This is a genomic window from Pseudomonadota bacterium, from assembly GCA_022361155.1.
In the GTDB taxonomy this organism is placed as follows: Bacteria; Myxococcota_A; Polyangia; order Polyangiales; family JAKSBK01; genus JAKSBK01.
Genome location: JAKSBK010000581.1, coordinates 22,872 through 37,108 on the forward strand (window position 1 = coordinate 22,872; position 14,237 = coordinate 37,108).

Genomic DNA, 14,237 nt, shown 5'->3' on the forward strand with positions numbered 1-14,237 from the left:
GCCTTGGAACCCATCATTTAGAGACATTCTAAATTAGATGCCATCCTTTAGGGCCTCGATGCGTGGATGTCAAGCGGCCGAGCCCACGACCGCATCCAGGCAGGCCGCGTGGACCCGCTGCAGGTCGGCCACAGGCACTTCCAGGACGCCCTCGATGCGCAACTCGTGGCCGACCACGTGACCGAGCTCGGTGTACGCGATCCCGTGGCGTTCGCTAGCCTGCCGCACCTGCTCGTGCTGGTGGCTGGGCAGGCTCACGAGCACGCGCGACGGTTCTTCGCTGAACAGGGCAGCCGCGCGCGTCTCCGGAGCGAGCTCGAGCGCGCAGCCAAGACCTGCGCCGATGCAGCACTCTGCAAGGCAGACCAAGAAGCCACCGTCGCTGATGTCGTGCGCGCTGCGCAGCAGCCGCGCTCGAGCGAGCTCGAGCAACAGCCGCTGCAGGCGCGCTTCCTGCTCGAGCGAGATAGCAAGCGCCTGCCCGCAGAGTCGGCCAACGCGCTGGGCGAGCCATTCCGAGCCGCCGAGCTGTCCCAACGCGGGCGCGCCAAGCTGCGCCACCAGATCCCCCTCGCACCGAAAGGCGCTGCACAGACGATCGGCCGGGTCCGCGAGCTGACCCACGACCGCCACGGTTGGCGTGGGCAGGATCGCTTGCCCCTCGGTCTCGTTGTAGAAGCTGACATTGCCCGAGACGACCGGCACACCCAGTGCGAGGCACGCATCGCGCAGGCCGTCCACCGCCCGCGTGAACTGCCACATGACCTCGGGGTTCTCGGGGCTGCCGAAGTTGAGGCAGTCGGTGAGCCCGAGCGGCTCGGCCCCGCAGCAAGCCACGTTGCGGCAGCACTCGGCCACGGCCATGGCGGCTCCGTTGTACGGATCCAGCTTGACGTGGCGGCCGTTGCAGTCAACGGAAAGCGCCAGGTACTTCTGCGGCGCCCGGGGCCCGTTGCCGCAGAACACGCGCACCACGGCCGCATCCGCCTGTCCCGGACGCAGCACGCTCCCGTCCCGCACCACGTGGTCGTACTGGCGCCACACCCACTGGCGGCTTCCGAGATTCGGAGAGCCAAGCAGCGCGAGCAAGTCCGCCGCCGCATTGCCTGGATCCGGGCTGGGCTGGTCGCTGCCGGCACAAGGGCGCGCTACGGGTGCGCGCGCCGGCCTGTGGTACTGTGGCGCGTCGCCGGTCAATGCGCCCACTGGCAGGTCGACCACGAGCTCGGGATCGCAGCGCGGCGGCTCGCCGTCCAGCGGGTCGTGTCCAGGGGTGGCCGTGCACACGAAGCGACCACCTTCTGTGACCTGGCCGACGATCACCGCGTCCAGATCCCACTTGGAGCAGACCTCGAAGATCTCGTGCTCGCGCCCCCGCTTGGCGACGAGCAGCATGCGTTCCTGGCTTTCCGACAGCAGCAGCTCGTAAGGGGTCATGCCCTTCGCGCGCCTCGGTATGCGATCGAGGTCGAGCCTCACACCGGTTCCGGCGCGCGCCGCCATCTCGACCGAAGAAGACGTGAGCCCGGCTGCGCCCATATCCTGAATCCCCTCGAGGCAGTCGCGCTCGAAGATCTCCAGACAGGCTTCGAGCAGCAGCTTCTCCATGAAGGGATCGCCCACCTGCACCGTGGGCAGCTTGGCCTCGCTGGCCTTGTCGAACTCGGCCGAAGCCATGGTGGCGCCGTGGATGCCGTCGCGCCCGGTCTTGGCGCCCACATAGATCAGCGGATTGCCAATGCCCTCGGCGCGCCCGAAGAACAGCCGGCTCGTACGCGCTATGCCCAGCGTAAACGCGTTGACCAGGATGTTGCCGTCGTAGCTCGAGTCGAACTGCAGCTCCCCACCTACCGTGGGCACGCCGATGCAGTTGCCATAACCGCCGATACCGGCCACGACACCTTTGAGCAGACCGGGCGTCTTGGGATGCGAAGGGCTGCCGAAGCGCAGCGAATTGAGCGACGCCACCGGACGGGCGCCCATCGTAAACACATCACGCAAAATCCCGCCTACCCCCGTGGCGGCCCCCTGATACGGCTCGATGAACGAGGGGTGGTTGTGCGATTCCATCTTGAACACGGCGCAGAAACCGTCGCCGAGGTCCACGGCTCCCGCATTCTCGCCCGGACCCTGCACCACGTTGGGGCCGCTCACAGGGAGTCGCTTCAGGTGGACACGCGAGGACTTGTAGGAACAATGCTCCGACCACATGACGCTGAAGACGCCGAGCTCGGTGTAGCTCGGCAAACGTCCCAGCAGGCCCGCGATGCGCTCCCACTCGCTCTGGCTGAGACCGAAGCTCTGCGCGAGCTCCTTGCTGACCGCCGGCTCTCTCTTGTCGTGAGCTGTCATGCTCGACCGAGCCTCGGGGAAGCGCCAAGGTGCGCCTCGAGAGAGCGAAACAACGCCAGCCCATCGTCGCTGCCGAGCAGCGCCTCAGCGGCCCGCTCGGGATGGGGCATCAGCCCGAGCACGTTGCGGCGCTCGTTGTAGATGCCCGCGATCTCAGCCAGCGAACCGTTGACCGTCGGCTCCCTGCCCAGCACCCCGTCGGCGCTACAATAGCGGAAAGCTACCCGTTGCTCGGCCTCCAGCACCGCCAGCGTGCCGGCATCGCAGTGGTAGCGTCCTTCGGCGTGGGCGATCGGCATGCGCAGCACCGTGCCGCGCCGCAGGCCAGCGGTGAACACTCCGGGCGCCTCCACCCGCACGGTCACGTCCCGGCATTCAAAGCGCAGCCGCAGGTTGCGGGTCAAGGCTCCTGGCAACAGCCCAAGCTCGGTCAGAATCTGAAACCCATTGCAGATGCCGAGCACGGGACCTCCCCGCGCCGCGAACTCCCGGAGCGCGCCCGCGATGGGACTGAAGCAGGCGATGGCGCCGCAGCGCAGGTAGTCGCCGTACGAGAAGCCGCCGGGCACTACCACCGCGTCCACGGGGCCAAGCTCGTGTTCCTTGTGGAACACATAGCGCGCGTCTGCACCCGCGATATCCCGCAGCGTGTACAAGGCATCCCAGTCCGCGTTCGACCCCGGAAACACCACGACCGCAACTCGCAATACGACACCTCCTGGCGGTTTGGCCGCGAGCATAGGGGCACGATGCAAGCGATGCAACGAATCCGCGCTGCAGGCACGCCGCTTCCCGAGAATCCCGATCAAGCCCACCACCGGCGGCCCGCCGCCCCGTTCCGGCAAGGAAACTCAGCTAGCCACATGACGGTCTCGAGCGATGCCGGACCGCGCTCCATGTCCAGGATCACGAAATCGAAACCAGCCAAGCCGGCGGCCTCGACAACGGTGCGGTCGCACGATTTCATGAAGGGACCGATCACGCAGCCCCCGCTATCGAGCTTGTTTTGAACTCTTGCGGCAGTGTCACGGGGTGGTGTTCGGTCGGGCAGGCCGTGAGCCCCGCTGCCCGGCGCCGCCGGAGGCCGGCGTGGCTAGGACCGCTCGAAATTCCAGGACCCGATGTCTACGAGTATGTGGAGTCTGGCGCTGTCTTACGCCGGCAGCCTACCTGTTGACGCGGAAAGAGTCAGTTGACTTCCAGGAAATCCCGGTCGGGTAAGCGTGGAAACGGTACCGTCGGCAGCGTCTGGTACCAGAACGCGACAGTCGAGATGTCATCCTGCAACGGCAGATACCTACGCTGGCCGCTATCTCCCCCCCAATGGCCAAAGTCCCTCCAACCCAGAGCCTGAATATCCACCTTCAAGCGCTTCTCAAACCGAACCGGATCCACGATGTGCCAACGATACATCCCGAAGCGTTGCTGCGATCTATAGACCCCATCGGGCCTCTGGATTTCTGGAACACCCGCATACGCCGTCGTGTATTCCGCATACGCGCTGTCCCGTCCCTTGACGGCGACGCCCACGTCGAAGTTGAACGCGCCCAGAAAGTAGTCCTCCGTACCCGTGCCACAAATAGTGGGAAAGTCCGTGTCGTCGTCCAGGAAGAACTTGATTTCACCCTCACCCCACCATCCCGAGTTATTGACGCCACGAGCCATATACGTGCCAACATAGTGGCCGTGTCCCTGAACCCCGTCGACCAGCGTGTGCAATTCCTTGTATCCTACCGGATTGCTGCGACGAAACTGGGCATGGAAATAGGCGCAGTCCTCCGGAACGGAGGTCTCGGTGTAGCTGATTTGATAATAGACAATGGCCGCCTGCAATGGGTCGCGGTTCTCAAGCGTGATCCGAGCACACTTCCGATAGGGCATTTCCCAAAAGCAATTGAAGGCAAGCCCCGGGTTTACACACACCGGCAACGACGTAACCTGAGCATAATCTTCCAGCCCACAGCAAAAAAAATCGCCAATGGGCACCTCTACGGAGGGCTGATCCTGCCCATCCCAATGCATGCGTAGGATCAAGTCGCGCTTCCTTGGACCGATGGTTGTGATCCAAATCTGCTGAATGGCGCCGGGCTCGTGGATATCCGCCAGCACGAAACTCCCCTCCGGCGGGATCTCGATTGACGGCGAGATCTTCCACCCCTGGCCCAAGCCCCGAGCCGGCACAGCGCCCGTCCCCTGGGTTGCCATGCCTCCCTTCCCAGGCTCGCCGGTGAAATTCTCAGCTGAGATCGAACGGCTCTTGGCCGACGACAACCGCGATAGATTGCCCAGATTCATACCCAACCCATCAAAATCCGCCATTAGAATGATCCTCGCCTGCTCGGGCACCTGGTTATTGCTGGCGCGCTGCGCGCGGTCGTACCCGCGGCCTACCCGGGCGCAAACCCGGATCGGAATTCCGGCCGCGAGCACTAGAACACGTGGGCCGCAACACGTTCGCTCTCACTCTTCCGCACGCAATGCCCTCAGACGCGCAGCGTTTTCTTCTACCACATCGCTGCTCAGTTTCATGCGCTGCAGGATCACAGCCGTGGCCACAAAGCCGACGGCCGGAACAAGCGTGAACACGACGAGAATGCCGGAGACCGTCTCGGCGCTCTGATCCACCCCCCCACTGAGGTAGCCGTAGCCGGCCAACAGATGGGTGGCCAAGCCGCCCCCGAGCGCCAAGCCAACTTTGAGGGAGAACAGCGTGAAGGAAGAGATCAGGCCATCCAAGCGACGCTTGTTCTTGAGCTCACCGTAGTCCGTCACCTCCGCCATCGTAGAGAAGATCAGCGGCGCCATCATCTGATTGAAGAAGCCCACAAAAAACTGCATGCCCATGATCACCGCAATCCAACTCGGGGCGATCAAGTAAGTTGCCGCCGATAGCACGGCGCTTATCAAGCACAGCATTACCCAGGCGCGCTTCTTGCAGATCAGCAGGGTCAGTCGATTGGCGAAGGCGCTGCCCAGCATGCCACCGATCATCCATAGGGACAGGAAGAGCGGTACCAGGCTTGCGGCATCGTCGGCGTAGTAGGTGAGGTAGTAGACTCCCGTGGTTCCCTTCACCGTCTGCGCAGTCACCATGACGAAGACGGCAAGACCCAACAGCACCCACTGGTCGTTTCGGAACACTTGCATTAGGTCGCTCTGGATATCGCGCAACCCAACGTTGGCAGGTTTGACTCGCTCCCGGGTACTACCAAAGCAAACGAGAAACAGCATCACGGACAGCACCGCCATCACAGTCATAGCCAACCGGTAGCCCAGAGCCTTGTCGCCCTTCCCCAGGAAATCGGCCAGCGGAATCAGCAGGGCTGTAACGACGAGGCCGCCACCCGTGGCCGCGACAAAGCGATAGGAGTTCATCGATACGCGCTCCTTGGGATCCGCGGTCATCACGCTTCCCAAAGCAAAGTAGGGAATATTGGTCGCGGTGAAAAGCACCATGAGGCCTGCGTACGTAGCGTACGCGTAGAGTATCTTGCCCTCCATATCGAGGTCCGGAACGGTGAAGACCACTACGGACATGACGGCGTAGGGCACGCAAAGAAACAACAGAAAGGGGCGATACTTTCCCCAGCGGCTATTGGTCCTGTCTACGATCGCCCCCATAAGGGGATCTGTAATGGCATCAAAGATTCGTACAAAGAGGAAGATGGCGGTCACGGTGGCCGCCTCGAGTCCATAGACATCGGTATAGTAGTATGCGAGCAGCAAGACTACGGACTGGTACACGAAGTTTCCGGCAGTGTCGCCTAGACTGAATCCCACCTTCTCTCGTATGCTCAGCTTGGCGTTCATGTCCAGTCGGGTTTCGGGGTAGCCTCCCCGGCCCGGTCGATCGAGATGCCGGAATAGGGAACGTCCTGAATGCTGTTGTTGATGATCACGCCGCGCTCGGCCCACAGGCTGGTAATACGGGGGCGTCACGATACACGGTCGACACATGCTTGACTAGGTTGTTGTCGGCCGCTGACGGCCGCCAGCTGGGCGCGGTCGCAGCGCCGTGGAAGCGGCAACCGTTCGCCTCGAACTTGGTGACCGATGCGGGTTAGCTCTTGCGGGACCCGCTTGCTCCGGGTTGAAGATCGGCGTTCTGAAACTGGCCGGGCCGGCAGGCTCCGCGGTAGCGTGGCCTTGTGCGCCTGAAAGGTTGGCTTGCGGCGGTTGTGGTGTTGTGTGCGTCCCAAGCACGAGGTCAGCAGCTTCCGTGTCTGCACGAGGACGCGCTGGCCAGGGCGGCTTCCCGTCTGATTGCGAGTGAGGGTCCAGCCACCGCGCAGACGGTGGGGAGCGCGGCTCGGGCGGAGGGTTCGGACCTGGTGGATGTCGAGGCGCTCGTCGTACCGGGCGAAGGCCACAAGCGCATTCGGGCCTGGCTGCTCGAGCTCCGGCGCCGGTCGGACGCGATGCTGGTATGCGGCAGAGCGCAGGGACTCGGCCAGACGCTTGTCCTTGCTGCTGCTCGGGGCGGCGCGCTGGGAGTTGGGACGGAGCGTCGCGCAACGAATGGCAGCTTGCGGCTGTGGGGACGTCTCGCGCCAGGTTTCCACACTCCGGCAATCGTGCTTGCCGATTCGCGAGGGGAGTTGCAGCGCTTTGTACCCGAAGCAGCAGAGCTCGCGCGAGGTTTCCTCCTGCCGCTGCCGCTCTTGCCGGCACACATCCAACTCGTAGCGACCGGGCCGGTCGGACCCCGGCCTGTGGCTGAGCGCATCGTGGGAGCGGCGAGAGCCGACGCCGGTTTCGGTGCGGCGCTGCTTTTCAATCCACTGCGTCCTTTCAATTCACCGCACCGAAGTCCCAAGCTGTTGCTCGCCGAGCTGCGTGAGCGGGCACGACTTCCGCGGCTGCGCCACAACCGCTTGCTGGCCGAGCTTGCCGCCCGGCAGGCGGAACGGGTATGCCGCGAGGGTCGTGTGGCCCACGAACTCACTCCCGGAGCCGGACCGCGGAATCGGTTGGCCCGTGCTCGGGTCCGCGCGCGGCTCGTGGGCGAGGCGCTGGCGCGGGCAAGGACGCCGGCGCTAGCCTTCTCGGCGCTGGCTCGCAGCCCATCGCACAGAATGAGCCTCAGTGATCGACGGTTCACAGATGTGGGGGTGGGCTCGGCAGTGGATGCCCAGGGGCGCTGCTGTTTGGCCATCGTGCTGGCGGCCTGGCCGCGATTCATGTGAGTCCGTCCTGTGGCAGCGGACCACACAGGCGTCGACAGCGCGCGACCGCGACGCCACTGTCCTACGGCGCGACACGGATGTCATAGCCGGGCGCTCCTTTCCTTGTCGTCCACATCGGGTGGCCTCCGCTCGGAGTCCCCAAAAAAGCAGTGCGTCGCGTCTCGATAGACGCGACGTGGTGGGAGACAGCAGCGCTGGCACCCTTCTTGCTGCAGAAACCGACAGCTAGCTTCACCAATACCCGTATCGCTTACTATGCTTAGTCCCCTGGCTTGACACTGCAACGCTTGACTTGACGGAACCCGCTGCCCGGCGGGTTCTGCGTTTGCAGTAGATGCTTTCGCTTGCCGTTCTCCGTGCCACACGACCGAAGCACGGGACGGCGAGAAGCCGCGGCGGCCGTACCGGCCACCGCGGCTTTGTGCTTCCAGGGAGCCGGCGAGCCCCACCGCGGCTTTGTGTTTCCCTAGCAGGGGCTCTGACGGGATAATCGCACGGGATGCGCTTGTGCCCGGTTTTCGTTGCGTGTGTCGGCTCGTGCCTGGGATGGCTGAGCATTGCGGGGTGCATGCCGATCGGCAGTGATTTGCGACGCGCCGAGGCGCTTTACAGGGAGGCGCGCTACGAGTCCGCGTTGGTTTGGCTACGGGAGCTGGAGCGCGACGAGGGGCAGATGGAGGCCGCTACCCGCGTCGATTTCCACTATCTTCGCGGTATCACAGCCTTTCGTCTGGGAATGCGCGACGATGCGCTGCACTTCTTGGCCATCGCGCGCGAGCTACCCCTGGCTTCGCGTCTGCGGCCGAGCTGGCGTGAAACCCTGCGCCGAACGCTCGCCGCGCTCACCGCCGATCGGGCGTTCGTGATGCCCGACAACCCGCCTCGAAATACCCCTCATGGCGCGGGCAAGCTCTCCTCGGAAACGCCCGACGCGGGCTAGATGGAGGCGCGCAACCCAACGAGCGCATCCTTGGCGGCGAGCTTCAGCTTCTTCAGCTCCGCCATGCGACGTTGCTCGGTCGGAGTCAGCAGCGCCCTGCGCCGGTACTGATCCACTTCGCGCTTGAGCGCGAGATGCTCGCGCGAGAGCTCATCGAGTTGGCTCTGCTGGTCCGAGCTGGCCGATTTTGGCATTGACTATCCTCCCGTTGGCCTCTCGTGCCGAGTAAGCAAGAAAGCAAGAGAAGACCCAGGGGCCAACTGTCCTGATGCACGATGATATACGAGGGGGCACCTCGGAGGCAAGGTGGGTCATCCACCACCCTGTTCCCGCAGGTGCGAGTTCTGCGTTGACTGAATACGGTGCCGGCGATACCTGTCAGACACGTGGAGGCTCGCGATCGATGACCAGTACCACGAATCACAGACTTGGTTCGGGTTCCGGAACCGGGAAACACCACCAGTATGGCTCGTCGACGCGCCTTGCCAGCGGCGCCCGGCCCTCGTCGATCCGATCGATCCTTGGCATCGCCCTCGGGTGCGCCCTGTGTTTCAGCGTGACCACTTTCGGCCAAACCAGCGTGCCTGCCGATCCCGCGGTGGTCGCAGGCGTGGTTCAGGCGTTCTACGATCAGACGCAGACCTTGCAGGCCCATTTTCATCAGACCTACGTGCACCGCTTGTACAAGCGCGCCGAGCGCTCCAAGGGTCGAGTCGCATTCAAGAAGCCGGGCAAGATGCGCTGGGACTATGCGCAGCCCAACGGCAAGATCGTTGTCAGCGACGGCAGCAAACTGCTCGTGTACGAGCCGGGAGACCAGGGGGAGCGTGGTCAGGTCTACGAACAGTCCTTGGGGGAAGCTCAGCTACCGCAGGCACTGTCGTTTCTGCTCGGCCAGGGTCTCCTGACTCAGGATTTTCATCTGCGATCGCTCGACTCCCGGCGTCAAGGCTATCCAAGCGGCCACGTTCTGGAATTGCGCGCAAAGCAACCAAGCCCGCACTACGAGCGCATCCTGTTCTATGTCGAGCAAGATGCACGCTTGAGGGGACTGGTGCGCCGGGTGCTCATCGTGGACCACGACGGTAATCGCAACCGCCTCGACTTCAGCAAGATGAGCTTCAATCGAAGAGTGCCCGATGCGCGCTTCGCGTGGACACCTCCCAAGGGCACGCGCAAGATCACGCCTTAGGGCCCGCGGAAGAATAACTCATCCATTTCGCCGGTTCTGACCACCGCTGGCTACGTTGCTCCTCCTCGAAGTATCCCCAATACTCCTCGTCGTCGCGCCTCGCCCGCGGCGCCCAGTCCTCACCGAAACACCCGAGTTGTTCTTCCGCGGGCCCTTAGGACATCACAGGACTAGTACCGCTTGCCAGGGGTTGTGATCGATTGGCGTCGAGGGCTGTCGGTCGCTGGCAAGGCGCACCGACGATGACGGCGGTTGATTTCGATGCTCTGCAGCGCATATTCGAGGAGGTGCAACACCGCCAGCGGCCCTCAGAGCCGGCGGGAATCCATCATAATCCCTGGCAAGCGGTACTAGTCCGGGTCCCGAGGAGGTGCTCTACGGTATTGGCTCCAACGCTGTGGGATCGGAGATAACGAGGCCGCCTTCGTGCTTCCTCAGGAGGCCCTCACGTTCCCAGTCGCGCAGATGGCGGTTCACGAACTCGCGCGTTGCCCCGATGTAGTCCCCGAATTCCTGCTGGGTCAAACGGAAAGGGATACGGACGCTGCCGTCCGAACGCTCGGACCCAAAGCGCCCTGCGAAATCGAGCAGGCACGCTGCCAGGCGTTGTTGCACCGACCGCGACGCGTCCTTGTGCTTCTGGCTAAGCCTGCGCACGCGCCCGACCGACACTTCAGCCAGCTGGGCCATCAGGGCTGTCGAAGAAGCCAGCGTCCGTTGCAGCGGGGCTGCAGACAACGCAACCAATCCTGTCGACGCAAGCGTGGTGACGTCGGCCGAGCGCGTCCCCTCACCAAAGAAAGCGAGCTCTCCAAACACCTCCGTTGGGCCCATGACGGAGTAGATGGTGTCGTCGCCGTCCTCGCGTGCCGAGAACGCCTTCAAGTAGCCGAACTCCACGATGAACAGCTCACTGCAGCGGTCGCCTTGGCGAACGACCCTCTCGCCGCGCCCAAACAGCTGTCGGCACGCTACTTCGCACAGTCGGGCCAACACCTGATCGTCGAGTACGGAAAACACGCGATTCGAGCGCAGGATCCGTATCGCCTCACCGGGAGGAAGCTCGTTGCAGCGAACCATTGCCGGCTCCTAGTGTCCTGGAACGGTGGTTAGAAGCTGCCGCACCATAACCTGTGCAGAGCGCAGAGGACCGGGTGCCGTTGGCAAGGCGCGACGACGAGGAATACTGCGGGTCTCACTCCGGCACATCTGGTCTCAGAAAAAAGAAAGACTGCGTCCACGGCCAGGGCCCAGGATGTGTATCACAAACCCGACGCCAGCTCGCCCAGCCCACAATACACTCTCACCACATTTTTCTCAGGAGATCCAGGCGATCATGGCGGGATCAAGCGAAGGATCTCTGTTCCAGGGCACCTGAGCTCGGTCAGACAAGGTCTCGCCCCGCTGCCACAAACGCGTCGATAACGCCATAAGTGTTAACTAGTTCATACGTGAGCGCGCCCTTTGTGGCGTAGTCTTGCTTCAGCGACTCGCTGATCTCGAACGTCGCGTTTCGCCGGGATCGCGGGGACGGGAACGAAGGGGGCCTCGGGAGGGCATCCTTGGGGGGGGCTCGGGAGGGCGTCCTTGGGGGGGCTCGGGAGGGCATCCCCGGGAGGGCATCCCCGGGAGGGCATCCCCGGGAGGGCATCCCCGGGGGGCGACCTGGGGGGATCCCCGGGACGGAACCCCGAAGCATGCACCCCCGGCAGGTATCGGGAGGGCACTGCGGGGGCGGGTATCCCAGGGGGGGCGCCCGGGGGCCTTCCGTTCGACTTATTGGACGATTGGGCCGGAGGCTGGTGACCGATGCGGGCTAACGCAGCCAGGCCTCGAGCGTGGGCGCGATAGTGGGCCACGTCAGCGAGCGGCCGAGTTGCTGTCCGGCTTGTGTGATCGTTGCTCGAAGGGCGGCGGAAGCCCGGAGGCGATCGATGGCCGTGCCCAGGGCTGTCACGTCGTTTTCTGGTACCATCAGCGCTTGCTTTTCGTGCTGCAGGATGGATGGGATGCCGCCGGTGTCGCTGGTAATGAGCGGCAGGCCGCAGCGTAGGGCTTCGAGCAGTGCGGTGGGCATGCCTTCGCTGCGCCCGGAAGCGAGGGTGCGTGAGGTGCACAGGTAGGCGTCGCAGGCATGCAGCCACGCGTGTTTTTCGGAGCCGGCTTGTTCTCCGACGAAACGAACTGGAGCGCCCAGCAAGGCCGCTTGACGTTGCAGGTAGCTCTGCTCCGGCCCCGAGCCCACCACGATCCACTCCAGGTCCTGCCGGCCTGTCAGGGCGCGGATTCCAAGCTCGAGGCCCTTGATTGAAACAAGGCGCGCGATGCTGAGCAGAGCGAAGCGTCGTAGCTTGAGGCGGCGGCGCAGTAGCTCCCGGTCGCAGGGCGAGCCCGAGCAGGGATCGATACCCATGGGTTGCACGTGACAGCGCGGGCTGGCGGCCGTTGCCGCGCTCTCGGAGAGCCAACCAAGGAAGCGCTCGCGTTGTGCCGTCGCTACGAAAAGCAGCGAATCGCAGCTTAGGAGCAGCCAGCTCGCCAGGCTGCGCCGCATCGGTAGCGTCTCGAGCAGATGTAGATCGGCCGAGTGGAACACGCCTAGGTGCGGCCGCGGCACCTTCATGGCAGCTGCGACCAGAGCGCAGGGCAGCGCCCAGTGGCTCACCGTGCAGCTCCAACGTCGAGCGGCTACTAGCGTGCTCAGTGACAGCGTGGTTGCGAAGGGCGCCAGGCCCAGCCAGGCTAGCGGGCTGCGATGCAGGTTGTCTGGTACGCCTGCACCGTAGAAGGTGCGCGACCAGCGCCGCGGCCTCATGTAGGGCACCCGACGCACGATGATCCCGGGCTCATGCGAATCGAGCGCGGGTTCCACAGGCTCCGGGCAAAGGACCTCGACGCGATGGCCAAGGCTCGCCAGGGCGCGCGCAAAGCCCTCCACGAAGCAGCCCGCCGTGTCTCCGGGCCAACGTGGAAAGCTAGTCGTGAGCATCCCTACCAGCATCACGAGCTCGAGCGCCTATAGGCAGCGGTAGGCAGGCTGACCTCGTCATCTCGCCGAATTGCCAGGCAGGCTTGGGCACGTTCCACAGGGCGGTTCGCATGGGCAGGGCGGTTCGCATGGGCAGGGCGGTTCGCGTCGGCAGGGCGGTTCGCATGGGCAGGGCGGTTCGCGTCGGCAGGGCGGTTCGCGTCGGCAGGGCGGCGGGCTCGAGCTCGCCGCCAGGTTGAGCGCAGGGCACCTGTTGCCACGACGTAAGGGATGACGAACAGCGCGTGGCGTAGCCCCACACCGCTGCGTTCCATTCCATAGATGGGTTTCACGGTCACTTGCGCCAGCCGCAACCGGTGTTGGGCAACGCGAGCGAGCAGATCGTTGGGGTAGCCGTATCGAGGCCAAAGTGTATCGAGCCCAAGGCGCCGAGCGGCGCGGCGCTTGATCGCGCTGTAGCCGCACTGCGAGTCTCGCACGGGCAGTCCTGTACCGAGGCGCGTGAGCGCGGACAGCGCGTGGTTTCCAAACCAACGCAGCCGTGGCATTTCGCTGCGTGCGAGCGGGTGGGACAAACGGTCGCCTGTCACGTAGTCGGCATCCCCGGAGGCGATCGGCACCAGCACGGAACGAAGGTCCTCCGGATCCATCTGCCCATCTCCGGCCATCACGGCCACTGCATCGGCCCCGAGCTAGAAGGCCCGAGCATATCCCGTGACGACGGCTGCCCCGACTCCGCGGTTGCAGTCGTGCTTGAGCAAGTGTAGGCGTGGCTCCCAAGCCAGCTGGACCCGCTCCGCGGTCGAGTCTGAGCTCGCGTCGTCGACGACCACGATGTCGTCGACGAAGCTCGGGATCCCTCGCACAGCCCCGACGATCAGCGTTTCCTCGTTGAAGGCCGGGATCACCACCGCCACGCGTAAGCCCTGAAACATGAGCGGCCTGCTTCTAGCGTGACAGCAAGCGATGTGCCAGGTCCGGGAGCAGCGGCTGCATCGACGACCGCAGTCGTGTCCGAAACCCGGACCGAACGCGCCTGCAGCTCTGCATGGCGCAGCGGACGTAGTCCGTGGAGCCAGCACGAGAGGTAGGCGCCCAATCTCCATTGCACTTGGGGCGGCGCGCAATACTGCACGCAAAGCCTAGAAATGCATGTTGTGCAGCGCAGCGGTTGGGGCGGGGGGTGCACGCAGGGGGCCCTAGGTTTCCCTGCTTGACGCAAAGCGGGCGGCCGTTCGTGTCAATGAATGGAATCGTTCCACCTCCAACTCCGACGGACTGGGAGCCCAGCCCCAGCCACCTGCGCCTGGCGCCCCCCCGCCCTGACCGGCTTGAACGGCTCCTCCACCGATACCCCCTGGCCACCAAGACCACCCCAGCCAGCTCGACCGCCCAGGCCGCCGGCCTATCGGATTGTCAGTCGGCACGATACCTGCCACTACCCAGTACGACACGAACCCAGAGCCAGCAAACTGCTGCGATGTCTATTCCCTGTACTACTCGGTCGAGGGTGTCGACGACGGCTTCATCTACTCCAACGGCAGCGGCGCCACCGAGCAGCGGGGCGGCGGGGCGACC

At 64.3% G+C, this 14,237-nt stretch carries 13 protein-coding genes; 3 read left to right on the forward strand and 10 right to left on the reverse strand.

All coding sequences use genetic code 11. The features are described 5' to 3' along the window. Window positions 1-69: 69 nt before the first annotated feature. From purL to MJD61_21955, 5 genes are all read right to left on the reverse strand, one after another. The gene (gene purL / locus MJD61_21935; GenBank protein MCG8557919.1) at window positions 70-2,352 is read right to left on the reverse strand and encodes a phosphoribosylformylglycinamidine synthase subunit PurL; all 2,283 of its coding nucleotides are present in this window, start codon (window positions 2,350-2,352) and stop codon (window positions 70-72) included. Beyond that, a complete protein-coding gene (purQ, locus tag MJD61_21940) occupies window positions 2,349-3,059 on the reverse strand; it encodes a phosphoribosylformylglycinamidine synthase subunit PurQ (protein MCG8557920.1) in 711 nt (236 codons plus the stop codon). Before purQ ends, purL begins: the two co-directional genes overlap by 4 nt. Before the next feature lie 98 nt (window positions 3,060-3,157). Then, a complete protein-coding gene (locus MJD61_21945; protein MCG8557921.1) occupies window positions 3,158-3,319 on the reverse strand; it encodes a hypothetical protein in 162 nt (53 codons plus the stop codon). A gap of 221 nt (window positions 3,320-3,540) precedes the next feature. Next, a complete protein-coding gene (locus MJD61_21950; GenBank protein MCG8557922.1) occupies window positions 3,541-4,671 on the reverse strand; it encodes a DUF2961 domain-containing protein in 1,131 nt (376 codons plus the stop codon). Between the two features lie 141 nt (window positions 4,672-4,812). Next, window positions 4,813-6,162 carry an MFS transporter gene (locus tag MJD61_21955; GenBank protein MCG8557923.1) on the reverse strand — a complete coding sequence of 450 codons (1,350 nt, stop codon included), beginning with the start codon at window positions 6,160-6,162 and terminating at the stop codon, window positions 4,813-4,815. Window positions 6,163-6,500: 338 nt separating this feature from the next. On the opposite strand from MJD61_21955, the gene MJD61_21960 reads away from it, so the two are divergent. Both MJD61_21960 and MJD61_21965 read left to right on the forward strand, forming a co-directional pair. Next, window positions 6,501-7,538, forward strand: coding sequence for a hypothetical protein (locus MJD61_21960; GenBank protein ID MCG8557924.1), 1,038 nt, complete (start codon window positions 6,501-6,503; stop codon window positions 7,536-7,538). Window positions 7,539-8,106: 568 nt separating this feature from the next. Further along, window positions 8,107-8,478 (forward strand): hypothetical protein, encoded by a 372-nt coding sequence (locus MJD61_21965; protein MCG8557925.1) that lies wholly within the window; start codon window positions 8,107-8,109, stop codon window positions 8,476-8,478. Here the strand turns inward: MJD61_21965 and MJD61_21970 are convergent. Continuing rightward, window positions 8,475-8,672: a DUF465 domain-containing protein gene (locus MJD61_21970; protein MCG8557926.1), complete on the reverse strand. Its 198-nt coding sequence runs from the start codon at window positions 8,670-8,672 to the stop codon at window positions 8,475-8,477. The genes MJD61_21965 and MJD61_21970 overlap by 4 nt on opposite strands. Before the next feature lie 209 nt (window positions 8,673-8,881). On the opposite strand from MJD61_21970, the gene MJD61_21975 reads away from it, so the two are divergent. After that, the gene (locus MJD61_21975; GenBank protein ID MCG8557927.1) at window positions 8,882-9,670 is read left to right on the forward strand and encodes an outer membrane lipoprotein carrier protein LolA; all 789 of its coding nucleotides are present in this window, start codon (window positions 8,882-8,884) and stop codon (window positions 9,668-9,670) included. 375 nt (window positions 9,671-10,045) lie between these two features. On the opposite strand, the gene MJD61_21980 is transcribed toward MJD61_21975, so the two are convergent. The 4 genes from MJD61_21980 to MJD61_21995 form a co-directional block, all read right to left on the reverse strand. After that, window positions 10,046-10,750, reverse strand: a complete 705-nt coding sequence (locus MJD61_21980; protein MCG8557928.1) for a Crp/Fnr family transcriptional regulator — start codon at window positions 10,748-10,750, stop codon at window positions 10,046-10,048. A gap of 736 nt (window positions 10,751-11,486) precedes the next feature. Then, window positions 11,487-12,671 (reverse strand): glycosyltransferase family 4 protein, encoded by a 1,185-nt coding sequence (locus MJD61_21985; GenBank protein MCG8557929.1) that lies wholly within the window; start codon window positions 12,669-12,671, stop codon window positions 11,487-11,489. Continuing rightward, window positions 12,671-13,309, reverse strand: coding sequence for a hypothetical protein (locus MJD61_21990; GenBank protein ID MCG8557930.1), 639 nt, complete (start codon window positions 13,307-13,309; stop codon window positions 12,671-12,673). Before MJD61_21990 ends, MJD61_21985 begins: the two co-directional genes overlap by 1 nt. A 42-nt stretch (window positions 13,310-13,351) precedes the next feature. Beyond that, on the reverse strand, window positions 13,352-13,594 hold the full coding sequence (locus MJD61_21995; GenBank protein ID MCG8557931.1) for a glycosyltransferase: 243 nt from the start codon (window positions 13,592-13,594) through the stop codon (window positions 13,352-13,354). Between the last annotated feature and the right edge of the window lie 643 nt (window positions 13,595-14,237).